Source organism: Enterococcus sp. DIV0901a (assembly GCF_051711525.1).
In the GTDB taxonomy this organism is placed as follows: Bacteria; Bacillota; Bacilli; order Lactobacillales; family Enterococcaceae; genus Enterococcus_B; species Enterococcus_B faecium.
This window is the reverse complement of record NZ_JBIOMW010000001.1, coordinates 1,478,446-1,501,726: the sequence shown is the minus strand read 5'-3', so window position 1 is coordinate 1,501,726 and position 23,281 is coordinate 1,478,446. Positions and strand designations below refer to the sequence as shown.

Here is a 23,281-nt window from a genome sequence, read left to right as displayed (position 1 = left end):
ATCTGCTCATGGTAGGATAATTTTTGAAAGTGGTGAGTAATTTGAGTATACAAGCAGAGTTACAAAAAATACGTAAAGAAAAACTTGCATCTTGTTACTTGATTTTAGGAACAGAAAAGTTTCTCCAAGATCAAGTTCGGACAGAGATTGTCAAAAAAATCCAATTAGAGGGCGAAGATGACTTAAATTTTTTAAGTTTTGACATGGAAAATGCAAGTTTAGATGAGGTAGTAGCTGAAGCAGAGACGTTGCCGTTTTTCGGAGATCAACGGTTAGTATTCGTAGAGAATCCTTATTTTTTAACAGGTGAAAAAGTAAACAATGGAATCGAACAAAATACTGATTTATTGACGGCTTATTTGAAAGAACCATTAGAATCGACTGTATTAGTATTCTTTGCGCCATATGAAAAGTTGGATGAACGGAAAAAAGTAACGAAACAATTGAAAAAAACAGCAATCATCGTCAATGTCCAACAGTTGAATGAAAAAGAAGTACGTCAATATCTGATGAATACCTTAGAGAATACCTCAATCAAAATGGAACGAAGTGCAATTGATTTATTCTTGAGGTTGACCGACTTAGATTTATCCAAAATGATGAGAGAGTTACAGAAATTGGTCCTTTATGGACAAAATCAACAGCAAATCACGGTAAGAGAAGTAGAAGAATTAGTTCCTAAAACGTTAGAACATAATATTTTTGACATGACCCAATATATTTTAAAAGGGAAGACGGAACAAGCTTTGCGTTTATACGAAGATTTAGTTATGCAAGGGGAAGAAACAATCAAAATTAATGCGATTTTGCTTTCTCAATTACGTTTATTTTTACAGACAAAATTTCTTGTAAAGATTGGTTATCAGCAGGCAAATATTGCTGAAACATTGAAAATCCATCCATATCGTGTAAAACTTGCCATGCAGGAAGTAAAAAAATTTGATGAACATTTGCTGGTACAGTTGTTTGATCAATTAGTTGAGATGGATTATCAAATCAAAACGGGACAAATCGAAAAAGAATTAAGTTTTCAACTATTCGTTTTGCGCACAGGGCAGTTGTTAAGAAATCGATAAGAAGAAAGACGAGGGCAAAGCATGCGGGAAGGTCGTTTGTTTTTGTCCTTTTTTTGACAAATAAAAAAATCGGCCGAAGCCGATTCTTTTATTTAGCGATTTTTTTGCTTAAACGAGATTTGTCGCGGTTAGCTTTGTTTTTGTGGATTAGACCTTTTGATTCAGCCATATCAATAGCTTTAACAGCTTCTTTATATAACGCATCTACGTTGTCAGCACCTGAAGCTACAGCATCTTCAAATTTTTTGATTGCAGTACGCATAGCGCTTGTTTGAGATGAATTTTTCACATTAGCGTTTTCGCTTGTACGAACACGTTTGATTGCAGATTCAATGTTTGGCATTAGTTTCACCTCCGATAACTTAAGTTCTTACGCGTGTTACCGCATAATTCAACATTCATTATTATACCTAAAGGCAGCGTGCTTTGCAATATGAACATGACAAGTTTTTTTCCTTAACAGTCTTTTATTAGGATTTTTTTTCAGTAAAAACGGATAGTACAAGCTGAAAAAAATCAAAAAGACGCTATTGTGGGAGGCAATAGCGTCAAACCAAACTAGATTTTTATTTATCTATTTAAACAAAGTTTGAATGGGAATGTTTGGTACTAAGTTATTATATAACAAAGAGAACCGTTTGCAAAGTTTTTTTTGAAAAGGGATACGATTCCCTGTTGTTCTTTGTTTTTCTATTAAGAAACTGCAGTTATTTTATAACCAGTATCCTTTGATCAGTAAAGGCTATTCTGGTGTACCGATTATTTTAATGTATTCATCGATATTTTTTATCAACATTTTTTTTATGACCAACTGGTTCCGACGGTTCCATTTGCCACTTACTTCCAGCACATATTTATTTAGGGGCAAACGTAAGATATATTTTGCCAAATAGCGATCTTTAAGCAGGCCATTGATCACACGGTCCTCAAGCTGCAAGTTGATCCCAGTCAGCATCATTGGCTGTTCTTGTAAAACGTACGTATCAATTAAAAGACCTTCAAAAGTTTCCACAAGCGTCTTCCTTTCTTTTCAAAGTAACCTGAAAACAGGCACTAATTCTTCCATTTTGATATTCGTTGAAGTGGATGCGATCATTCTTTCTTTTGTCCACTGTAATCTAGTATAACAAAAAAGAGCAGAAGAGCCAAAAAGAAAAAAGAGCATCGAATTCTATAGGAAGTCTCATTGGCATGGCCTAAATTATTACAAAACATTGATTAAAAAAAGCCCCTGCATCGCAGGAGCATCCCCTATATCGTTTTAATAGGTCAATCAAAAAGCAGTATCAAACACATTTTGTATCAAATCAGGAAATAATAGATAAGCTAAGCCCAGAATCAAAAGTACCGCTAGAAGAAACCAGCCGATTGTTCCTATGAAATACTTTAATTTTTCGAACATTGTATCACCTCGTTGTCAGTATATCACGGATCAGTAAATTGGGGGTGTTAAGAATCTCCTAAAATAGACAAAATTTGTTCTATTTTCCTAAAGCAAATACTTGTAAGATACAGTAAGTGATACCAGAAGCAATGACCGGTCCGGCGGCGATTCCTCTTAAGAAGACAACACCTAAAATCGTGCCGAAAACAAGTGCAACAGTGATTTGTGGATCAGAAGCAATCAATCCTACACCCTTGGAAGATAAGACAGCCACTAGCCCACCGCAAAAAACAGCTACCCAGCCAATAGGGGATTTAAAGGCTTCTAATAGATCACGTAGACCGATTTCTCCTGTTGCGATAGGGATTAGAATAGCCGCTGTGATGATCGTCACCCCAATATTGATTCCTTTGCCTTGAAGCCAAGGGAAAAAGGAACGGGAGGCTGGTATGAGCTTCATAATCAAAACAAAAGCTGCCGCTATCATCAGACTTTGATTCTTAGCTAAAATTGCTACAAGTAAAATAATTCCTAAAAAAAGCCAACTTTCCATGAAATATATTCCTCACTTTCTTCGAAACAATCATAACATGTTTTTAGAAAGTTGCAAAAGTAGGAATTCATCCTTCAAGACCTATTCATAAGCTGTTTTTTTCATAAAATAAACAAAATCATAAAAAAACACTTTGCTTATTTGACAGAAGACAGCCGCGCTTTGTATAGTGGACAAGACTTACATTTTTTTGAAGAATCAGAAAGATCAGGTAAAGGTCTTAGTAAACGCAAGCCATTCAGAATAACCAATATTGTGCTTCCTTCGTGTCCTACAACTCCAAGAGGTAGATTTAAAAATTGCAGGAAGTTAGAAGCAATCAACAAGAGAATAACAAGAATCGAAAAAATAATATTTTGTTTGATGATCCGCCGCATTTTTAAAGATAGCCGATGACTGTAGACAAATTTATTTAAGTCGCTTTTCATTAAGACGATGTCTGCGATATCCATAGCGGCATCTGTCCCTTGCCCCATAGCGACACCTAAAGAAGCGGCTGCTAAAGCAGGCGCATCATTGACTCCATCACCAACCATCGCATTTACTTGGTAAAGTTCATTCTCTTTTTTGACTAGTTGTGTTTTTTCTTCCGGAGTACAGCTTGCATAGTAATGTTCAATCCCTACTTGTTCAGCAATGGCCTTTGCTGTGCCAGAATGGTCGCCGGTTATCATACTTGTATGGATGTTTTGGGATTTAAAGTAGGAAATTACTTGTTGGGTATTTGCTTTTGGAATATCTAGCAGACCTAAAACAGCAATTAACTGCTGATCTTTAGAAAGATAAATCACGGTTTTGCCTTGATTTTCCAAACGTTCGATCATTTCCGCAATCTCTTTGCTGATTATCATCGTCTCAGGATCATATGCGTGCTTGCCAACTTTCCATTGCGCACCTAAATAGGTAGTTTGTAATCCAAAACCAGTAATTTCTTCTATTGGTAAGTATTGGATTTCTTCAGGTATTGTGCAATCGAAATATTGCAAAATCGCATGAGCAAGTGGATGCGTCGTTTTTTGTTCCATAGCAACAAGAAGTTGTTGTGCCAAATCCTTTTCATCAAAGAAAAAGCTGTCAGTTACAACTGGTTTTCCTTTAGTGAGCGTTCCTGTTTTATCAAAGGCAATCGCTTTTAATTCAGAAAGCTTTTCTAAATGGATACCGCCTTTGATTAAAATCCCATTTTTTGCAGAATTTGAAAGAGCAGCTAGAGAAGCTGGTGTAGCAGATGCGACAAGCGCACAAGGAGAAGCCACAACTAATAATACCATTCCTCGATAAAAGCTTTCATCCCAACTCCAACCTAGGAAAAAGTGGGGGAGAAGGATCATTAGAGGAACAGCAAGCAAAATCAATTTTACATAATTATTTTCGATTCGTTCGATAAATGAAGCTGTTTGAGTTGGCGTATTCTGCGCTTCTTCTACTAATTGGATAATCTTAGCAAAGACAGTTTCGGAACTCGTTTTTGTTACTCGAATCGTGATGGGATTTCCTTGATTCAGCGTTCCTGCATACATCTCATCGCCTAAATATTTTTCTACAGGCACAGATTCACCGCTTAATGCAGACTCATCGATCGTTGCCTGTGTGCTTTCTAAAAAGCCATCTATCGGAACAGCTGCTCCTTTAGCGACAAATACCAAGTTATCCACCTTTAGTTGAGAAACATCTACTTCTTGCATTTGTCCATTTTCTTTTAATAATTGGGCTTTTTGTGGTTGAAGATTCATCAAAGCAGTAATTTCTTTTTGACTTTTATTAGTTGTGTATTCCTCTAATGCACCGCTTAAACAAAAGATGAATGTCAACATTGCTCCTTCAAAGTAATTACCGATCAAACAGGCACCAATAGCAGCTAAAGCCATCAATAAATCCACATTCAGTGTCCGATCATTCCACAATTCTTTCAAGCCTTCCGATGTTTGTTTGTATCCACCGATGATAATGGCACTGATATAAAAAAGTGGGGTGATGGTAAGAGAGAATCGGTCGAAGATAAAACCGAAGATCATAAATAAAAGGCAGCCGATTGTTGCTGCAAAAGCTTTTTTCTGATTAGTCATCGTTATTAGACCTCCTTGTCAAAACAAGGATAGCATAATAAAAATGTAATTGATAATAATAACAGCTAAATGAGAACGATAATGGTTATCATTTGGTGATTAAGCTTGATGTTGTTTTTATTATTTATAATGATTATTATTAAAGAAAATAAAAAACCAGAACATTTCTCAAATAAGAGAAGTGTTCTGGTTTTTTCTACATTGCAATAAACCAATAACCAATCAAAATGATACCAAGGATAATACGATACCAGCCAAAAGCGGTAAAGTCGTTTTTCTTCAAATAGCTTAGTAAGAATTTGATAGCTAAGACGGAAACCACAAAAGATACGAATGTTCCTACAAGAAGAACAACAGTTTCTTCCATTTTGAATGAATTCCCTTCAGCTAAATATTTGACGATCTTCAAGCCGCTTGCGCCAAACATGACAGGAATCCCTAAGAAAAATGAAAACTCTGTAGCGACAAAACGCGAAGCACCAATCAAGATAGCTCCTAGGATCGTTGCGCCAGAACGGGATGTTCCGGGAACAAGTGCCAAGACTTGGAATAACCCAACAAGAAGAGCTGCTTGGTACGTAAAGTCATTCAGAGAAGTCCAACGAGGTGTTTTGTTTTTGTTGCGTTTTTCGACAATAATAAAGGCAATACCGTAAACGATCAAAACAATGGCAACTGGTAAGAACTTGTGGAAATTTGCTTCTAACCAATCATCCAAAGGCAAACCAATGATGATGGCTGGTATGCAAGCAACGATCACTTTAAACCAAAGTGTCCACGTATCTTTTTTTTCTACCGTTGATTTACTTGGAGAAAATGGGTTTAACTTGTGAAAATAAAGAACGACGACAGCCAAGATCGCCCCTAATTGGATAACGACATTGAACATCGACATAAATTGTGAACTGGCATCCAGTTTGATGAATTCATCTGCTAGGATCAAATGACCAGTACTACTGATGGGCAGCCATTCCGTTATTCCTTCAATAATACCGAGAATCACTGCTTTGATAATATTTGCAAAAAACATAAATTCCTTCCTTCCCAATTAAGATACATCTTATAGTATACCGTTATTTTTTGAGAAACCCAATCTGTTTTTTAATATTAAGAAAAACTTGAGAAATAAAGCAGATAAGTACACGAAGAGAAAAAAGAAGACAAAGCCCTCGTTCAGACTTTGCCTTTTATGATTCTCTGGTAAAAATTAAAATATCCCCATTATAGAAACGAGTCGCGACTATGTGTTTTCCCGTTATCGATATAAGACGTATCATTGATGCCGTGGATAGAAAATCGACCGTTTGCATAAGTGACCTTTGTTACGCTGCCATTTAAAAGTCCAGCACGAACAGGCTGTTTAGGATCGATCAGATTAAGCAAAAAGGCGATCGTCAAACCATGAGATACGACTAAAACATTTCCACCACCATTTTTTTCGCAGTGATGGGCGATATCTTCAAATCCTGTCCATACACGGTCTCGCAATGTTTCATAAGTTTCCGCCCACCCAGCGGTATCTAAGTTGTATACAGCATTAGCAATTTGTTCAAAAGAAACTTCTGTGGTAAACATTTCATCATATGTTTTAAAATTCAATACACGAGGGATCACACCCCACATTTCCATGTCATATCCACCTTCAAGAGACCCGAAACACCATTCTCTAATCCTTTTTTCAATAAAATAAGGAATTTCTTTTCCCTTAGAATGTTCTCCTAGAATAATACGGGCAGTTTCGATCGCACGACCACTGTCACTAGAATAAGCAAATGAAAAGTCGACATTTTTTAACCCGCGACCTAAATAATGAATGCCTTCTTGTCCTTGCTTTGTGAGGGGTGTATCACACCAGCCTTGTACTCGTTCAATTGTATTGAACATCGTTTTTCCGTGTCGTACGATATAAAGTGTAGTTTCTGTCATTTTATTCTCCTCCTAAGTCGTTTTAACGATTGAAAAAAGGATTTGTCCTTTTTTCCTGTTCAATCGTCGTTGCATCGCCATGTCCTGGATAGACTGCAAATTCATCAGGTAATACAAACAGCTGGGTCCGAATACTATGAAGTAATTGTTCTAAATTCCCTGTATACAGATCGGTTCTACCGATACTTCCTCTAAACAGGGCGTCGCCAGAAACGACAAAATCATCAAAAATAAAGCTGACGCTTCCTATAGAATGCCCTGGGGTAGGGACGACGCGAAAAGACATGTTTCCTAAAGTATAAGTTTTCATTTCAAATTCATATTCTGCAGGCGAGACAATAACATCAGCAATATCATCATGTCTACCGAGTCCAGAAAGATTCAAAATCGGATCACCTAGCCATTTTTGCTCTAGTGGGCTGACATAAACTGGGATTTGATAATACGCGCGTAAAGGTTCCACTGCACCGATATGATCGTAGTGAGTATGGGTAAGCAAAATCGCTACCGGCTGTTGGTTTGTTTTTTTGATTTCTTGTTTGATTCGTTCCGCATCTTCTCCAGGGTCAATGATCAAAAGTGCTTCTTCGTTGTAGACCAAATAACAGTTTTCTTCAATCATTCCTGTTTTTAATCTTTCGATATGCATGTGCATTCCTCCTTGATAGCCAAAACTTCTTTCATCCATTAGTATAACGCATTCATTGCTAGGAAACAAAAACAGGTACTTATTTCTCTTTACTTATCTGAATTATCAGACTATATGAAAAGTATTTGGATATTCTAAAGAGAAGGAAAGTAAGTTTTCATAGCATTTTAATATGTCCTTGTTACATTAGATTCATCCAAAAATCCAAATTCTATATCCTATATCCCTGCCTAATCAGCAGGGTGTTTTTTTATGTTTGGAAAGAGAGCTCTTTTTGCTAAACTAGGTTTTTTCAGGTAATCTTAGAGAGAAAGAGGTGGTGGAAATGATCAAACAGTCAAAAATATCTGTGCGGCACTTAGTAGAATTTATTTTGCGACGTGGAAGTATCGACAATCGTAAAAAAAGTAACCATACTGCATTAGAAGGAGCGAGAATCCACCGCAAGCTCCAAAAAGATGCGGGAGAAAACTATGAAAAAGAAGTCTTTTTAAAAACAACAGTTCAATTAGATGAATATTACCTGATCGTTGAAGGCCGTGCAGACGGTATTTTCAAAAGAGACGGTGTTTATTATATAGATGAAATCAAAACCTCCGAACCACGATTTGAAGATTTAGAACCAGAACAAGTGGAACTTTTCTTTCATCAAGCAAGGGTGTATGCCTATATCTATAGTCAAGAACATGATTTACAAGAAATAAATCTGCAATTGACTTACTTCCAGACGGCAGAAGAAGTGATCACGAGAAAGGTTGAACATCAGACAAGAGAGCAGTTAGAAACTTTTTTTAAAAAGCTGACTGAAGATTATAAAGAATGGCTTGTTTTTCAAGAAAACTGGCGCACTGTACGCAATGCCTCTTTGATGGCTTTGAAATTCCCCCATGATGAGTATAGGAAAGGTCAGCGTGAACTAGCGGTAGCTGCTTATAAAACGATCCGTACGAAACAGAAATTGTTTGTAGAAGCACCGACCGGAACAGGGAAAACAATCTCTACGTTATTCCCCGCTTTGAAAGCTGTAGGGGAAAAAGAGGGAGAAAAGATCTTTTATCTAACGGCTAAAACAATAACTAGACAAGTAGCTGAAGATGCTATGACAGCATTAAAAGATACAGGAGCTGAAGTAAAAAGTGTCACTTTGACGGCGAAAGACAAGATCTGCTTTTTAGATGAGACGACCTGTAATCCAGATCAGTGCCCATATGCCAATGGTTATTACAATCGGATTAATGAAGGTTTATGGGATCTTTTGAATCATGAGAATCAGATCACTCGAGAAGTCATCGAAACTTATGCAAGAAAGCATACACTTTGTCCTTTCGAACTATCATTAGATGTCAGTATCTGGTGTGACGTAATCATTGGGGATTACAATTATTTATTTGATCCAACTGTTTATTTAAGACGTTTTTTTGAAGATGAAAAAAACGAGGACTATCTGTTTTTGATTGACGAAGCACATAATTTGGTAAATCGTTCCCGAGAGATGTATTCGGCAGAACTATCTTATGAAAAAACGAAACGAAGTAAGGAAGCTATACCAAAGGAATTCAAAAAACTTCATCGCCGTTTCAACAAACTATTAAAAGAATTTGATTCGATCCGAGAAATAGCAAAAGAAGATCATTGGGATTATCATCATCAAAAAGCACCGGCTGAATCTTTAGTAAAGGCAGGTTATCAATTAAGCGAAAAAATTAAAGAATGGCTGGCAGAATTTCCTGAGCACCCATCACAAGAACAATTGCTTCCTTATTATTTTGATTTGCTTCATTTTTTGAAGGTCAGTGAATTTTATGATGATCACTACGAAACAACAGTCGAAAAAACGTATCGCGATCTGATAGTAAAAGAGTTTTGTATTGATCCAAGCTTGTTTCTTGAGCAGTCGTTGGATAAAGGAAAAAGCAGTATTCTTTTTTCTGCTAGTTTTTCACCACTCTCTTATTATCAGGAAACACTGGGGGGACAAAAAAGTCTGGCTTACAAACTGCCGAGTCCTTTCCCAGAAGGAAACCAGCAAGTTTTCATCGCAAATTACCTAGAGACGACTTATCGAAAAAGGGAACACAGTCTGGCAAAATTAGTAGAGACGATTCATGCTTTTGCTGATGGAAAGGTCGGGAATTATTTCGTTTTCTTTCCTTCTTATCAATATTTAGATCTTGCGGTGGAAGCATTCAGACAGCAATATCCCGACAGCAATGTGCTAATCCAAGAAACGGACATGAATGAGGAAGAACGCGAACGATTTTTAACAAAATTTCAAACAAATCCCGCTGAAACATTGATTGGATTTTGCGTACTTGGCGGGATTTTTTCAGAAGGAATCGATTTGAGAGGGGACCGATTGATCGGCAGTATGATCGTAGGTGTAGGTTTGCCGCAGATGAATCATGAGCAGGAACTGATCAAATCATATTATGATGAGAAGGAACACCTTGGATTTGCTTACGCTTATCAGCTTCCTGGAATGAACAAAGTCTTGCAAGCTGGTGGTCGAGTGATTCGTGGCATGGCGGATCAAGGAATCGTTGTATTGGCAGATCAACGATTTTCTAGTTTTTCTTATCGACGTTTATTCCCACAACATTGGCAAACAGCAAGAGAAGTACGAAGTGTTGGGGAATTGGAAGAAGGAATACAGCGTTTTTGGTTATCAAAAGAAGCAGTAAATCAAAAAAACGAGGAATGACAGACGTCAGCCTCGTTTTTTGATTAACGATAGTTAGTGAATTGCAACTCGATTGGTAAGTCAAGTTTACGTAATAAAGCAATCACAGCTTGTAGATCATCACGGTTCTTACCTGTCACTCTAATCTGATCTTCTTGGATTTGTGCTTTTACTTTCAGTTTTTCATTTTTGATAGCTGTAGTGATTTTCTTCGCGTTTTCACGATCGATTCCGTTGACCAAATCGGCAGTTTGTCGAGCTTTGCCACCTAGAGCGTGTTCTGATTCGGAAAAATGGATATTTTTGATTGGCACATTTCTTTTGATCAGCTTACCAAATAATACATCTTTGATCTGTTCGATTTTGAAATCATCATCGCTCAATACAACTAGATTGCTGTTCTCTAATTTGATTTCTACTGTAGAATCCTTGAAGTCAAAGCGATTGGACAATTCTTTTGTTGTTTGCTGAATCGCATTTTTTACTTCTTCTGTATTGACTTCTGATACAATGTCGAAGCTAGCATCTTTTGCCATAGGAACCCTCCTGATATACATATAAATATTTACCATACATCTATCTTATCATAGGATTAGGGCAGATTCTTACCTGTTTGCTAAAATTCTTCTCATTTGAGTTCGAAGTATTTTATTTTAATAGATAAACTGTTATTCTTACATTTGGAATACCAAAGTAGGGGAGAGGTGCTTGTGAGTAAAATTATGACTGCGTATCATAAAAATGAAAGATTAAAGAAAATAGTGGTTATTTTGATAACCGGATTGACCGCTGCGGTCGCTTTAAATTATTTTTTGATTCCAGCCAATGTCTTTTCTGCAGGGATGAATGGGATCGCTCAAATCATTTCCTCGCTTTTATATGAATGGTTTCATATCAAGATAGACACAGGAACATTTATTTTTCTTTTGAATATCCCTGTGTTTGTATTAGGGTTTCTCAAAGTAGGAAAACGAGCAACGATCCTTAGTTTTGTGAATGTTGTATGTGTATCGGTGATGACGATGCTGCTTCCAGTCGGACAGATCACTGATAATATTTTGATGAATGCCCTAGTAGGCGGTGTTTTATTAGGTCTTGGCGTAGGATTATCTTTAAAAATGGGCTTTACAACTGGTGGGATGGATATCATCTCTCTTGTACTTTCACAAACAACTGGAAAAACAGTCGGAAACTACATGCTGATTCTAAATGGTATCATTGTAGTCATCGCAGGCTTCTTCTTTAACTGGGAAAGTGCCTTGTATACGATTATTTCCATTTATGCAATGACTCAAGTAATTGATGCCATCCACACGAGTCATCAAAAAGTAACAGCAATGATCGTTACCGTCAAGCCAGAAGAGGTAACAGAAGAACTAGCAAAACGGATGGTACGTGGAATGACATTACTGCCGTCTGTCGGTGGCTATTCAAAAAAACAAGGGAACATGATCATGATGGTCATCACCCGCTACGAAATGTATGATCTTGATCAGATCGTTCATGAAATCGACGACGATGCATTTATCAATATTTTACCAACTCATTCAGTATTTGGCCGGTTTGCAAATGAAAACGAACAAAAAATGTATCGAACAACTGGCGTATTGCCAGAAATAAAAAATCGTTCACAAAAAAAATGAGGAATCAGGTTTATTTTAGAATAAATTTAATCTATTACATCTAATAAGAACATTTTTATAAATTTAAACGAGAATCTTACTTCTAAATTCTCATTTACAAGCAGCTAAAAAAAGAGTATGATAAATAAAAATCGTGTTAAGGAGTGTCGTACGATGAGCGAAGCAAACCAAGAACGGTCTGGACAAGAAATAGAACTAATCAAAGAACGTATTCTTGCTGCCTTGGAAATGGTGATTGATCCTGAATTAGGAATCGACATCGTCAATTTAGGCTTGATTTATGATATAGAATTCAATCCTGAAAATGGAGAAACAGTCATTAAGATGACTCTAACAACTATGGGCTGTCCATTAGCAGATATTTTAACAGAATCTATCCATGACGCATTAAAAGAAGTGCCAGAAGTAACGAAAGCAGAAGTCAAACTAGTCTGGTATCCAGCATGGACGACAGATAAGATGAGCCGTTATGCACGGATTGCGTTGGGGATACGATAGAAATCTTGGCTGACTAGCTATGAGAAGCAAATAGGAAAAACAAAAAAGCCTTTTATCCTTTCTAGAAGAAAAGAGATAAAAGGTTTCTTTGTTTATAAAATTTTGTCTGCTATATTATAAGTTAATTAAATAAATGTGTTCTATTGATAAAGGACATTCAAATCCCTTTCCTTTTGGAATCCTTCTTTTTTACATCAGTTTGATTTTCGTATAGTATTCTTTCTCATCTTCACGATAAATCGCAGCCCCATTTTTTTGTTGTGCTTTAAGACTGCCAAGATTTTTTTTATTTACAGACAAAAGTGCCTCATCAATGCCGATTTTTTTTGCCTCTTGTAGTACTAATGCTAATCCTTGTGTGGCATATCCTTTTTTACGATAATTAGGGGAGATGCCGTAACCAATATGGCCAGCGCCGTTTCTTAATGTTTCGTTCAGTTTATGGCGCAAATTAAAAATTCCTACATACTCATGTTCATCACTTTCTAAAATAAAGACGGTTGCGGGAACGTAACTCTCAGGAAGATCGATTCCTAAAGACGTTTTTTCGCATTTTTTTACATAATCTAAAAATTCAGCAAATGTATAGCCATAAGCATTGTTGATAAATCCACTCTCATTTGGTCCAAAGCTAGTTTGTAGCTGATAAGCTTTCTTTAAATCTGCTTCCCATAGTTTGATCAGTTTCATCGTATTCACCTCTTTAAGTAACCTTATTCATTTGTTTTCTACTATAGCACTATTGTTGTAAATAGCCATGCCTATTTTTATTTATTGTGTCATATCGTATTAAGAATCATCGAACAATACAAATATGAATTACAATAAAAAAATTATTTGAAGTTCGTTCATTCGTTACTTATGATCTCTAGAAGAAAGAAAACGTGAATTACTTCAGCGTCTAGAATTCCAGAAGGATAGTAATCAACAGAAGAAATAATCAATATCCAAATGAAAGAAGATAGCTGAATCGAGAAAAAGAGGAAAAAAGAAATGAAGAAAAAAATAAAATAGTTACTAATCCCAGAGTCGTTCGTTTAACATTGAAATCGATCATATGGATAAAACAGATTTTTTCACCAACCCTCAATAGATGATGGAGTTGCTCGGATGAATTATTTGTGTAGATGGCATAAGGGAGGGCGTACAGAAATGAAAAAGAACAAAAATATGTTCTTGACAAAAAACACATGTAATCCTAAACTAAAAGATGTGATGCGGCTATGGCGGAATTGGCAGACGCGCTAGCTTCAGGCGCTAGTGAGGGTGACCTCGTGGAAGTTCGAGTCTTCTTAGCCGCATAATTTGTTTTTTTGAGAAGGAAAAAAGATATCGACGGAGTTTCTCTGTTGATATCTTTTTTTATAAAGAGAAGGTACACCTGGAGCGATGAGAAAGAAAATAACATATTATCTAAAAGAATATAGGAAAAATTTTAAACAACGGAACCAGATTCAAATAAATCAAAAAAAATTTGTGTGAAGGTGGGACAGTTTAAAACCTAATAGATTGATTCAAATAGTAGATTTATAGATTCTGATACAAGAAATACTGGCAAACGATAGTTAAGGAATAAAGACTAAACTTAAACTCAAAAAGAGGTCATGCGAAAGAATAAATCGCATGACCTCTTACTATATTTTGAATGTGTTTAAACGTTCAAATAATGAATCTTAGTACCAACCGTTTGCTTCCCAGAATGCTTTCGCCGCTTCCCAAGAACCATAACGTGAAGTAACATATTGTTCTGCTACTCTTTCTTGGTTTGCAGCAGAGTAGTCACCATTTAAGTAAGAAGAATCTAATTGGTAACGGCCGATGTAACGTCCGTTCGTTGCTGTGTAAGAACCGCTTGATTCTTTTTGTGCGATCCATTCTTTTGCAGAGCTTGTACTTGCTGGAGTAGCAGCAGTTTCTGTTACAGCAGGAGCAGGTTGTGTTTCAGCAACAGGCGCTGCTTGTGTTTCCGTTTGAACCGTTTCTTGTACAACAGGTTGTTCAGCTTGAACAGGTTCAGCTTGGACTGGTGCTTCTTGAACGGCTGCTTGAGGTTCAGCAGCTGCTTGTGCAGAGCCTTCTGTTGGGATTGTTAATTGTTGTCCTGAGTAGATCAGGTTAATATCAGAAATTGAATTTGATTCTGCAATGGCATTGATCAAGGAGTTATCACCAACGTATTTTTGAGAAATCGTTGATAGAGTATCACCTGATTGAACGGTATAAGCTTCGTCCGCATGAGCAGTCGTTCCCATGAAGAATGCAGCGCCGGCAGCCAAAGTTGTTCCAAAAAGTAAAGTTTTAAGTGATGTCATGAAAAATCTCCTTTATTCGTTAAAAAGTTTTATTTGTTGTGTTCAACGAGGAATACTTTAACACGTGAAAATATTTCATAGGTAAAAGAAGCATGACAATTTATGACAAATCCACGTTTTTTGTAACAGAATGATGTTCGCTCGATGTGAAAAATGATGAGGAATTTCACATAATGCAGAAATAATGGGATTAGAACAGGTGTTCTGATGAGAAAAGAAATGTATAAATAACTTGAAAGAAATTGCTTTTGTTCATCATTTTATTTACATATTGCGTATATTTTTTGTATTTTTGCTTGAGATGTTACAATAAAAGAAAAAGGAGGCGGTTCCAATGAGTAAAAGATACCAGAACATCATGGTAGCAGTTGACGGATCAAGACAATCGATCAAAGCGTTCGCTGAAGCCCTTGACTTAGCAAAGGACAATGAAGCCCACTTATTTATCGTGTCAATCATCAACAAAGTTGAGCTGACCCATAGTGCCTATGCCTTTTCAAAAATCTATGCAGATGAAAAACAAAGAACAGAAGTAGCCATGCTGAAAAAAATCAATGATGCCAAAGAGTTCGGCATTGCTGAGATCCACGCAATAGTTGAAACTGGAGATCCAAGAAATTTGATTGCCAATGTCATCCCTGGACAAGAAAATATTGATTTGATCGTTATGGGAGCGACAGGAAAAGGTGCTATACAACAAGCATTAGTTGGATCGACCGCTTCTTATGTCGTATCACATGCCCCTTGCAGTGTGTTGGTCGTGAAGTAATGAGATAAGGGAGGAATAGAAAATGGTTCGTCCTCAAGAAGTCCGTGCGCCAAAAGAAAAAATAGAAATTTTAGCAATTATTGAAGACGGCACACAAACAAAGAAGGGATACTCGATCGCTTTAGTAAAGTGGAAAGGAAAAAAAGGTGTTGCTCTGAGATGGGATGGAGATAACCAACAAGATAAAGGATTCCCTGTCACAGCTAACGGTTATCATCCAGCGTGGTTTGTTCTGCCTGATAAATTTATGGAATTATACAGCTATGATTATGCAAGAGCCGCAGCATCAATCAAAGCATTAGATAAATTAACAGAAGAGCAGAATGAAATGGAGGAAAAATAAAAAAGACGAACCAATCAGCCTTTAGAAAACTGATTAGTTCGAGGAGTAAAAATGAAAAAAGGTTATTTGGGATGAAACTAGAATAATGCGTATAACTTAAATAAAACTTAAAGCAATAAAATGGCAAGAGGGTGAGGCAAATGGAAGCAGGAAAAGTATTACAGGAAGTAAAAGCACTATGTGCAGATAAAAAATATGAAGAAGCGAAAAGCCTGATCGAAAAGAACAAAGAAAATTTGGAAGAAAAGTACCCGATCGCACAAGAATTTATAGAATTAAAACAAGGAACGATCCTTCACCGATTCAAACATTTTTTTGGTATAACAGAATAGAAAAAACGATTAAAGATCGGCAGAAATTTGCTGCATCTTTAATCGTTTTCTTTTTAAACATGCGAGGGATTCAATTCTGATTCTTATATAAAAAATAGATCCAAATAATAAGAAAAATTACTGAAAGCGTCAATTCGATGATGTGTGTTATTAATACAGACGTTGTTTCCCAATGCCTAAAAGAAAAAATTTGATAAGTAAAATATACAGCAGGTAAAGAGGCCAGTAAAACTGAAAACTTCTTTTTTGTCCATTTTATGTAATAGAAAAGAATGCTTATCATAATAAAAAAAGGAATATAAAAAACAAATTGACCGATCGCGATCATACTATTGCCTCCAATAAATAAAGTCCATGATACAAAATAACACTTTGTGCGAAATGGCGCAAGCAGTTTTGTGGATTTATCCGGTAAAATCTGTATCGATTTTGAAATTAGAGGAGAAACTTGCTATAATCAAAGTGAAAGAAGGAGTGGGATTTTCATGGATCATGTAGTGTTAGAAATCGATTTGCATTTAATCAATAATATTCGGGTGATTTACTATGTTGTAAGTAACAGTGTCGAACAACGTGTACTGACGAATAAAATAAATGGTATTTTAGCAAAGAAAGACGTTCACCGATTCAATAATGGTGAAGGAAGTTATTATAGTATCCCAGTAGAAAAAATTATTTATACGACAGTCAAAGTCAGAGAAGATCTAGATACCAAAAAAGCATATGAACCTATTTTTACAACTTATTGATTGACAGCAGATGGAGGAAAAAAATGAATCCATATGAACAACTTATTCAAGATTTGATCGATGGAAAAATCGAAAAGATTGATGTAAAAAGAGAAGAATTAATGGCTTTTCGAGAAGCGTGGCTGAAGTTGGAGAATCGTAAATATGTGGTGGGAAAAGCCTCACTGAACGGCAATGTGACTTATCATTACGATCCGACACGTTTATTTTAGTATGAAGTATTCAGAAAAGAACCAAAGGAGGACGATGCAGCAGCATTGTCCTCCTTTGATTTTACAAAAGTGAAAGTTTTACTTATTTGAATAGATTTTTAAATTTGTTTTTGACACTGTCGATATTTACATCTTTTAAAAGATTTTGGGCTTTCTCTTTATAAGGTCCTAATTGTTCTTTATGTTCTTCGATAAATCGTTTTGCGCCATCGAAATTGCCGTTCTTAATCATTTCCTTGACTTTTTGAAATAATTCTTCTTGATTCATTTTGAACACATCCTTTGCTATCAACATGATTTTTTACATGGACAAAACGAGAAAAACTGATTTATCCACACGTCAATAATATCAAATAACGATCATTTTTACTAAAAAAACACTCGATTCTCGCTTCTAAAGTAGGAGAAAAATCTCCAACTTGGGACGGATGGAATTTCTTTAACTGACCCATATACTGAATATATAACAAGGAGGTAGAAAGATGAAAGTGATTAAATATTTGATTGGACTGGCGGCGATTAGTGGTATTTTGCTATTTGGACTGAAATATTATACTGAAGGAAGTTATGGAGAAATCCCTGGTATACTTGATCAGCTAAATCCATTAGTTGAAAAAGGAGAGGTCTATGTAAAGACACAAAAACCAGAGGAAGTAAATGAATATGGTACAGCAAGGTATGTGCAGAAAGCTGCTGATGCCAATGGGAAAGAACGAACGGTTGAATTTAATGGTCTTTCTGTGTTAAAAGAAAATCATTATTTGAAAATTAGCAATAAAGGAGCACACATAGAAACGTATGAGGAAGTTCCTAGAGAAAAAGTTCCGGAGAAAGCATTAGCAATTATTGGGTAAATCAGTTTTTGTATTAAGAATACGCCCGATTTTATTATTCATAATTTAATTATGTAAACTAAATACAAGTAGTAAAAATAATACAATAATCCCCCTGCAAAAAGATTGTTCTTTTACAGGGGGTTCATTTTTTCAGCAAGCACATCAAATTGGGATGGCAGGGTTCGAACCTACAATTGCTTGATTCAGAGTCAAGTGCCTTACCAGTTTGGCTACATCCCATTTATTCAACAAAATAATCATAGCACTTTCCTAAAAAAACGCAAGTTATTTTTCTTGATCGGATAGTTGTTGCTTTACTCGTAAAAGGCGGCGTACTAGTTTCTTTTCTAATCCAGCAGGAAGGGCAATCAGTTCTGCTACTGACAAGACGGTGTCCAATAACTGATATTCTTTGACAGGTTCATTCATAATATGATAGATGTTTGCTAAACGTTCAATATATTCAAAGCGAGTATACTCTGTTCGAGCAATTAGAAATTTCAATAAATCGGTGGCTTTCTCGTACTCTTGATCTGCGTAATAAACAAGAGATTGACGATACAATTTGATTTCCAGTTCATTGAGGGTAGCAGGTCTGCGACGCTCGTTCCACTCATTAATAGAGACTTTACCTTGAACATTTCCCTTGCAGTCACGGACAAAAATAATCGGAATTTCATTTGGATCCATTTTTTTATGTGTGAATTTTTCCATTATCTACGCTCCCTTCAAAGGTTTGGTATCTTGAGTATAAGGGATTTTTGTTTGAATTACTAGCTTTTCTCCAAAGTTAGCATCTGTCCACCCATTGCAGTGAAAATCGCCGAAAAATCGTTGATCGGTACTGCTCGATTTTTTACACCATAGGGATCGTTGACATAAATATTTTCTTTGTCATATCCAGTGACTACACAAGCATGAACAAGAGGAGTGACTCTTACTTCTCCATTATTTGTGGTCCAAGTCATAAAATCAGTTTCATCTGGGACTTCAAAATTGATAGTCACAGAAGTCCAGACAGGATTTCCTTTAGATAGTGCTTTTTTGATATCATCGAGTTGAGCATCGGTTTTTGGAAAAGTGTGATAATCCGTTTGGACGATTTGCTGAGCAAGGGAGGCAACTGGGGGAACATAGACGCCCATAGCCCAGTCTCCGCCACTGATATCACCAACAAATCCTTCATTAGGATCGCCATGAGTCCCATCTGCATTGAAAACAGGGACGTAATCCAATTGCTCAGCTAACTGGTTTTTAGTTGTTTCATAACCATAAAAAGATAAAAGCATAGAAAGCGAAGTGACTTCACAGCCATTTTCTAAAGAAGGAGAATCAAACTGGCTCTCTAATGGAACATCTAGTAAAACTTCTGCTTTCTCTTTTGTCTTTTTCGTTTTTTGTGTTGAACTTTTTTGTGCAGTGTTCATTGTATGTTCTGGAGAATGGATATGTAGGTAATAACTTGTACCGCTTAATAAAAGAGCAGCTGTGCCCCCTAGAAACAATAGTTTTTTGAACGTTTTTTTCTTCATTTGAAATCTCCCTTTTCAGCTGTTTATCTTTCCTATTATAAATGTATTTTTATTGGAAATGGAAGTATTATATTTTAATATGTAGGAAATAATTAGTTTTTAAGGAATATGTTTTAATTTTTTGAAAAAAATTCTTCTAAATACAACAGCTGTTTTAATTGTGAAAACGAAAACAGTACGCTATAATGCCTGTAAGGTTGATTTTTAACTGTAAATAAAAATCAATGAGTTAAATCTCCAAAGAAATAGCAGTGGTAATGTGGAGAAAAGTTCCAGCAGTTTAGGAGGATTTTGATGACGGAAGAAATGATTAATTTAGGAGAACAATATGCATGCAAACCAATTGGTTTTACAAAAACGGTCATTGGTGAAGTTGTATCAAAAATGACAAACTGCGCCGTGGTCAAAGTTGCCCAATGTGCTGCAGAGGACCAAGAATTATTAGATGAAAAAGCAAGCATGGTTGTTGCAAAATATGATACATTTGAATAAAGAAAACAATTGGACGTGCGGCGTGCTGCAAGTCCAATTTCTTTGAGAAGGTAAATCAGTATTCTTTTCCTATTTTCTGGAGAAGAAAAAGCGAGGCGAGTTGTCATGGTAACATTCTTTACGGTTCTATTGTTTTTATTCGTTGTTGTGATGTTTTTATTTCTTTGGCTGGTTCGAAAAGAAATTATTTATCGGACTGTGCGAAATCGATGGGTCTACTTGGTGATACCCTTCTTAGTGTCACTAGTCATTTGGTATACACTCATCAGTCATCCTACAGCAGATGAATTGGCAAAAGGGATCTTGTCAGCAATGATTTTTATTAGTTTTTTGTTGGACAGTAGAGGAATCACAGAAGAAGGACTTGTTTTGAATAGCTTTGACAAAAAAGGTGTTCCTTTTTCTGAGATCAATAAAATTGTATTATATCAGCCAAAAGGTTCTAAAATCGTAAAAATGAATTTTTTCCGAAACGGATGGCGAGGACCGATGCTGAAATTTTCTGCATCATTAGAAGAATTAGTTCCATTTTTGTCCCAACGCTTAAACGATGAGGCAGAGATTGATATTATGATTGATCCAGAATAAAAACAGAGGTTGCGACAAGATGTTTGTCACAACCTCTGTTTTTTATTTCAAATAAAATTATCCGAATACGCGGAAGCGATCGGCATCGTTCATGTATTCTTTTTCCCCAGCCGGTGTTTCTGGTGAACCGAATACTAATTGCGAACGTAGTTTCCAGTTTGAAGGGATATTCCATTCTTTTGCAACTGCTTCGTCAATAACTGGGTTGTAATGTTGCAAGTTTGCGCCCAATCCTTTATCAACTAATGCTACCCAAGTATTAGCTGTTGCGATTCCGTTTGATTGTTCTGACCAATCTGGGAAGTTGTCTGCATATAATTCAAATTGTTCTTGTAGACCTTTTACCACGTCAGTATCTTTGAAGAATAATACTGTACCATAACCATTTTTGAAACCAGCTAATTTGTTTTGTGTATTTGGGAAAGCTTCTGCTGGAGTCAATGGGCGAAGTGCTTCTTCAGTGATTTCCCAAAGTTTTTCATGTGCATCTCCGAAAAGGATAACTGCGCGTGTTGATTGAGCATTGAAAGCAGTTGGGCTTTCTTTAATTGCTTCTTTGATCAAAGTTGTCAATTCTTCATTAGAAAGTGAAACATTACGTCCTAGATGATAGATTGAACGGCGGTTTTTCAAAGTGTCAGTAAAAGTTGTCATAATAAAATTTCTCCTTTGATTTGCGTTTTGCATTTTTTTAATTGATTACGAAATGAAGTATAGCACCTTACAAAAAGTAAGTAAACAGATATGCTCACAAAAAATAAGCGAAGTTCAAAAAACAATTTTAATAAGAAAAATCGTTATGTAAGGATTTTCTTAGTTATCGCTTTCATTGTTGTGTTTTAGGAATTTTTGCTTATTTGAAAAAAACAGCTGATATATAATTATTAAATCTCTATCTTCTTTTTTTTATGATATTGCCATTAAAAATTACTTGTTTTTATAGAAAATTAGTTTATATTTCTTAAATAAGTTTTTTAGTTAAATTTTTCGGTAAAGATGTATAATATTTTCTGAAAATTTAAAGAATTGGGGTATAGATTATGGAAAAACAGCAAGACAAGGGCTTCTTCGGGCAGCCGAAGGGATTGTCAACTTTGTTCTTCACTGAGATGTGGGAACGATTTAGTTATTACGGTATGCGTGCATTACTTATCTATTATATGTACGATACAGTTGCCAACGGGGGACTTGGATTACCACGAGCAACAGCATTAGCTATCATGTCGATCTACGGATCTTTGATCTACATGTCTAGTATCGTCGGCGGATGGGTATCTGACCGAGTGTTAGGAGCAAAACGCACTGTATTCTTCGGTGGAGTTTTCATTATGCTTGGCCACATCGTCTTGGCTTTACCATTTGGTGTAAGTACATTGTTTGTTTCGATGGCATTGATTATTATCGGAACCGCCTTTTTGAAACCAAATGTTTCTGGCATGGTCGGACATCTTTATTCAAAGACTGACTTGCGAAGAGATGCAGGATTTTCGATTTTTTACATGGGTGTCAACTTAGGGGCATTATTAGCACCACTAATCGTTGGTACAATCGGTCAAGAATATAACTATCATTTAGGGTTCTCTTTAGCTGCTATTGGGATGTTCTTTGGATTATTACAATACATCATCCAAGGACGCAAGACATTAGACGGAGTGGGTACAACACCGCCGAATCCTTTGACAACTGAAGAACGTAAAGGATTCATCCGTAACTTGATCATCGCACTTGTTGTTATCGCTGCAGTATTCGGCGGGGCACAACTAACTGGTCATCTGACAATTGACTTTTTTGTCAATACAATCAGTGTATTGGGGATTATCTTACCGTTGTATTACTTTATCAAAATGTTGACTTCAAAAGATGTAACTGCTGAAGAAAAACCAAGAGTATGGGCTTATATCCCATTATTCCTTGCAGCAATCATTTTCTGGTCATTACAAGAACAAGGTTCATCTATCTTAGCTTTATTTGCTAGTGAACGTACACAATCTACGCTATTTGGTGTAACGATCCAAGCAAGCTGGTATCAATCATTGAATCCAATTTTCATCTTTATTTTGACACCAGTATTCGTAACGATGTGGACGAAACTTGGTGAACGTCAACCATCTACAGTAGTGAAATTCTCTCTTGGACTTTTATTTGCAGGATTATCGTACTTGCTATTGATGTTGCCGGGTATGCTTTATGGTACAAGTGGAAAAGTAAGTCCATTGTGGTTGTTGGGAAGTTTCTTCATCGTGGTTATTGCTGAATTGTGTCTTTCACCAGTTGGTTTGTCTGTGACAACAAAATTAGCACCACGAGCATTTGAATCACAAACAATCGCTATTTGGTTCTTAGCTGATGCTTCTTCACAAGCAATCAATGCACAAATTGCACGCTTCTACACACCGGGAACAGAATCTGCCTACTTCGGTATTATCGGTGCAGTAGCAATCGTCGGTGGTATCTTGCTATTTACTGTGAAAGAACCAATCAAAAAACTAATGGGCTCTATTCATTAATCAATGAACATAAAAACAGGAATTGCTTATTTGCAGCAGTTCCTGTTTTTTGCGTATACTTAAAAAAGTAGAAATATCAGAACCTTAAAAGAATATAATTTGAAGAATATAGAACAAATGTTCAGTATTTTTTG

General features: G+C 36.2%; 29 protein-coding genes and 2 tRNA genes. 14 read left to right on the top strand and 17 right to left on the bottom strand.

Annotated elements, in window-relative coordinates; genetic code table 11:
• Window positions 1-29: 29 nt before the first annotated feature.
• Complete coding sequence (gene holA / locus IGL70_RS07190; RefSeq protein WP_002324118.1) at window positions 30-1,076, top strand: DNA polymerase III subunit delta; 1,047 nt, start codon at window positions 30-32, stop codon at window positions 1,074-1,076.
• Window positions 1,077-1,164: 88 nt separating this feature from the next.
• On the opposite strand, the gene rpsT is transcribed toward holA, so the two are convergent.
• The 8 genes from rpsT to IGL70_RS07150 form a co-directional block, all read right to left on the bottom strand.
• Window positions 1,165-1,419 (bottom strand): 30S ribosomal protein S20, encoded by a 255-nt coding sequence (rpsT, locus tag IGL70_RS07185; protein WP_002292188.1) that lies wholly within the window; start codon window positions 1,417-1,419, stop codon window positions 1,165-1,167.
• A gap of 399 nt (window positions 1,420-1,818) precedes the next feature.
• Window positions 1,819-2,088, bottom strand: a complete 270-nt coding sequence (locus IGL70_RS07180) for a hypothetical protein (RefSeq protein WP_002289125.1) — start codon at window positions 2,086-2,088, stop codon at window positions 1,819-1,821.
• Between the two features lie 261 nt (window positions 2,089-2,349).
• Window positions 2,350-2,478, bottom strand: coding sequence for a hypothetical protein (locus tag IGL70_RS07175; RefSeq protein WP_002295511.1), 129 nt, complete (start codon window positions 2,476-2,478; stop codon window positions 2,350-2,352).
• Window positions 2,479-2,557: 79 nt separating this feature from the next.
• On the bottom strand, window positions 2,558-3,013 hold the full coding sequence (locus IGL70_RS07170; RefSeq protein ID WP_002289123.1) for a DUF441 domain-containing protein: 456 nt from the start codon (window positions 3,011-3,013) through the stop codon (window positions 2,558-2,560).
• A 137-nt stretch (window positions 3,014-3,150) separates the two neighbouring features.
• Entirely contained in the window at window positions 3,151-5,079 is a 1,929-nt protein-coding gene (locus IGL70_RS07165) for a heavy metal translocating P-type ATPase (protein ID WP_002289122.1), read from the bottom strand.
• Between the two features lie 196 nt (window positions 5,080-5,275).
• Window positions 5,276-6,109, bottom strand: a complete 834-nt coding sequence (locus IGL70_RS07160; RefSeq protein WP_002298973.1) for an undecaprenyl-diphosphate phosphatase — start codon at window positions 6,107-6,109, stop codon at window positions 5,276-5,278.
• A gap of 191 nt (window positions 6,110-6,300) precedes the next feature.
• The gene (locus tag IGL70_RS07155; RefSeq protein WP_002289120.1) at window positions 6,301-7,005 is read right to left on the bottom strand and encodes a histidine phosphatase family protein; all 705 of its coding nucleotides are present in this window, start codon (window positions 7,003-7,005) and stop codon (window positions 6,301-6,303) included.
• Between the two features lie 22 nt (window positions 7,006-7,027).
• Complete coding sequence (locus tag IGL70_RS07150) at window positions 7,028-7,654, bottom strand: MBL fold metallo-hydrolase (protein ID WP_002289118.1); 627 nt, start codon at window positions 7,652-7,654, stop codon at window positions 7,028-7,030.
• Window positions 7,655-7,979: 325 nt separating this feature from the next.
• Between IGL70_RS07150 and IGL70_RS07145 the strand changes: the two genes are divergently transcribed.
• On the top strand, window positions 7,980-10,355 hold the full coding sequence (locus IGL70_RS07145; RefSeq protein ID WP_104874004.1) for an ATP-dependent DNA helicase: 2,376 nt from the start codon (window positions 7,980-7,982) through the stop codon (window positions 10,353-10,355).
• Between the two features lie 23 nt (window positions 10,356-10,378).
• Here the strand turns inward: IGL70_RS07145 and IGL70_RS07140 are convergent, their stop codons facing one another.
• Window positions 10,379-10,870 carry a YajQ family cyclic di-GMP-binding protein gene (locus IGL70_RS07140; protein ID WP_002289115.1) on the bottom strand — a complete coding sequence of 164 codons (492 nt, stop codon included), beginning with the start codon at window positions 10,868-10,870 and terminating at the stop codon, window positions 10,379-10,381.
• A gap of 186 nt (window positions 10,871-11,056) precedes the next feature.
• Between IGL70_RS07140 and IGL70_RS07135 the strand changes: the two genes are divergently transcribed.
• Window positions 11,057-11,977 carry a YitT family protein gene (locus tag IGL70_RS07135; RefSeq protein ID WP_002289114.1) on the top strand — a complete coding sequence of 307 codons (921 nt, stop codon included), beginning with the start codon at window positions 11,057-11,059 and terminating at the stop codon, window positions 11,975-11,977.
• A 153-nt stretch (window positions 11,978-12,130) separates the two neighbouring features.
• Window positions 12,131-12,475 (top strand): metal-sulfur cluster assembly factor, encoded by a 345-nt coding sequence (locus IGL70_RS07130; RefSeq protein WP_002289113.1) that lies wholly within the window; start codon window positions 12,131-12,133, stop codon window positions 12,473-12,475.
• 189 nt (window positions 12,476-12,664) lie between these two features.
• Here IGL70_RS07130 and IGL70_RS07125 read toward each other — a convergent pair whose 3' ends face one another.
• The gene (locus IGL70_RS07125; protein WP_002297227.1) at window positions 12,665-13,165 is read right to left on the bottom strand and encodes a GNAT family N-acetyltransferase; all 501 of its coding nucleotides are present in this window, start codon (window positions 13,163-13,165) and stop codon (window positions 12,665-12,667) included.
• Window positions 13,166-13,692: 527 nt separating this feature from the next.
• On the opposite strand from IGL70_RS07125, the gene IGL70_RS07120 reads away from it, so the two are divergent.
• Window positions 13,693-13,776, top strand: a tRNA-Leu gene (locus IGL70_RS07120).
• A 372-nt stretch (window positions 13,777-14,148) separates the two neighbouring features.
• Here the strand turns inward: IGL70_RS07120 and IGL70_RS07115 are convergent.
• Window positions 14,149-14,787, bottom strand: a complete 639-nt coding sequence (locus tag IGL70_RS07115; RefSeq protein WP_002289111.1) for a LysM peptidoglycan-binding domain-containing protein — start codon at window positions 14,785-14,787, stop codon at window positions 14,149-14,151.
• Between the two features lie 334 nt (window positions 14,788-15,121).
• On the opposite strand from IGL70_RS07115, the gene IGL70_RS07110 reads away from it, so the two are divergent.
• From IGL70_RS07110 to IGL70_RS07100, 3 genes are all read left to right on the top strand, one after another.
• Window positions 15,122-15,556 (top strand): universal stress protein, encoded by a 435-nt coding sequence (locus tag IGL70_RS07110; protein WP_002292929.1) that lies wholly within the window; start codon window positions 15,122-15,124, stop codon window positions 15,554-15,556.
• A 22-nt stretch (window positions 15,557-15,578) separates the two neighbouring features.
• Complete coding sequence (locus tag IGL70_RS07105; protein WP_002295768.1) at window positions 15,579-15,899, top strand: hypothetical protein; 321 nt, start codon at window positions 15,579-15,581, stop codon at window positions 15,897-15,899.
• Between the two features lie 140 nt (window positions 15,900-16,039).
• Window positions 16,040-16,231 carry a hypothetical protein gene (locus IGL70_RS07100; RefSeq protein WP_002296424.1) on the top strand — a complete coding sequence of 64 codons (192 nt, stop codon included), beginning with the start codon at window positions 16,040-16,042 and terminating at the stop codon, window positions 16,229-16,231.
• Window positions 16,232-16,301: 70 nt separating this feature from the next.
• Here the strand turns inward: IGL70_RS07100 and IGL70_RS07095 are convergent, their stop codons facing one another.
• Window positions 16,302-16,559 (bottom strand): glucose uptake protein, encoded by a 258-nt coding sequence (locus IGL70_RS07095; protein ID WP_002321369.1) that lies wholly within the window; start codon window positions 16,557-16,559, stop codon window positions 16,302-16,304.
• Between the two features lie 157 nt (window positions 16,560-16,716).
• On the opposite strand from IGL70_RS07095, the gene IGL70_RS07090 reads away from it, so the two are divergent.
• Together IGL70_RS07090 and IGL70_RS07085 are read left to right on the top strand one after the other, a co-directional pair.
• Window positions 16,717-16,980: a hypothetical protein gene (locus IGL70_RS07090; protein ID WP_002292935.1), complete on the top strand. Its 264-nt coding sequence runs from the start codon at window positions 16,717-16,719 to the stop codon at window positions 16,978-16,980.
• 23 nt (window positions 16,981-17,003) lie between these two features.
• A complete protein-coding gene (locus tag IGL70_RS07085; protein ID WP_002288067.1) occupies window positions 17,004-17,192 on the top strand; it encodes a hypothetical protein in 189 nt (62 codons plus the stop codon).
• An 82-nt stretch (window positions 17,193-17,274) separates the two neighbouring features.
• Here the strand turns inward: IGL70_RS07085 and IGL70_RS07080 are convergent, their stop codons facing one another.
• Window positions 17,275-17,460, bottom strand: a complete 186-nt coding sequence (locus IGL70_RS07080) for a hypothetical protein (protein ID WP_002288064.1) — start codon at window positions 17,458-17,460, stop codon at window positions 17,275-17,277.
• A 214-nt stretch (window positions 17,461-17,674) separates the two neighbouring features.
• Between IGL70_RS07080 and IGL70_RS07075 the strand changes: the two genes are divergently transcribed.
• Window positions 17,675-18,046, top strand: coding sequence for a YxeA family protein (locus IGL70_RS07075; protein WP_002288062.1), 372 nt, complete (start codon window positions 17,675-17,677; stop codon window positions 18,044-18,046).
• 149 nt (window positions 18,047-18,195) lie between these two features.
• Here the strand turns inward: IGL70_RS07075 and IGL70_RS07070 are convergent.
• The 3 genes from IGL70_RS07070 to IGL70_RS07060 all read right to left on the bottom strand — a co-directional run bounded on the left by IGL70_RS07070 (window position 18,196) and on the right by IGL70_RS07060 (window position 19,560).
• A tRNA-Gln gene (locus IGL70_RS07070) sits at window positions 18,196-18,268 on the bottom strand.
• Window positions 18,269-18,313: 45 nt separating this feature from the next.
• The gene (locus IGL70_RS07065; RefSeq protein WP_002295776.1) at window positions 18,314-18,742 is read right to left on the bottom strand and encodes a hypothetical protein; all 429 of its coding nucleotides are present in this window, start codon (window positions 18,740-18,742) and stop codon (window positions 18,314-18,316) included.
• Between the two features lie 59 nt (window positions 18,743-18,801).
• Window positions 18,802-19,560, bottom strand: a complete 759-nt coding sequence (locus IGL70_RS07060) for a C39 family peptidase (protein WP_002297431.1) — start codon at window positions 19,558-19,560, stop codon at window positions 18,802-18,804.
• A 294-nt stretch (window positions 19,561-19,854) separates the two neighbouring features.
• Between IGL70_RS07060 and IGL70_RS07055 the strand changes: the two genes are divergently transcribed.
• A complete protein-coding gene (locus IGL70_RS07055) occupies window positions 19,855-20,052 on the top strand; it encodes a hypothetical protein (RefSeq protein WP_002288059.1) in 198 nt (65 codons plus the stop codon).
• Between the two features lie 105 nt (window positions 20,053-20,157).
• Complete coding sequence (locus IGL70_RS07050) at window positions 20,158-20,640, top strand: hypothetical protein (protein WP_002288056.1); 483 nt, start codon at window positions 20,158-20,160, stop codon at window positions 20,638-20,640.
• A gap of 57 nt (window positions 20,641-20,697) precedes the next feature.
• Here IGL70_RS07050 and IGL70_RS07045 read toward each other — a convergent pair whose 3' ends face one another.
• Complete coding sequence (locus IGL70_RS07045; protein WP_002288054.1) at window positions 20,698-21,294, bottom strand: nitroreductase family protein; 597 nt, start codon at window positions 21,292-21,294, stop codon at window positions 20,698-20,700.
• 386 nt (window positions 21,295-21,680) lie between these two features.
• Here IGL70_RS07045 and IGL70_RS07040 point away from each other — a divergent pair, with 386 nt between their 5' ends.
• Window positions 21,681-23,147 carry a peptide MFS transporter gene (locus IGL70_RS07040; protein ID WP_002288052.1) on the top strand — a complete coding sequence of 489 codons (1,467 nt, stop codon included), beginning with the start codon at window positions 21,681-21,683 and terminating at the stop codon, window positions 23,145-23,147.
• Window positions 23,148-23,281: the final 134 nt, after the last annotated feature.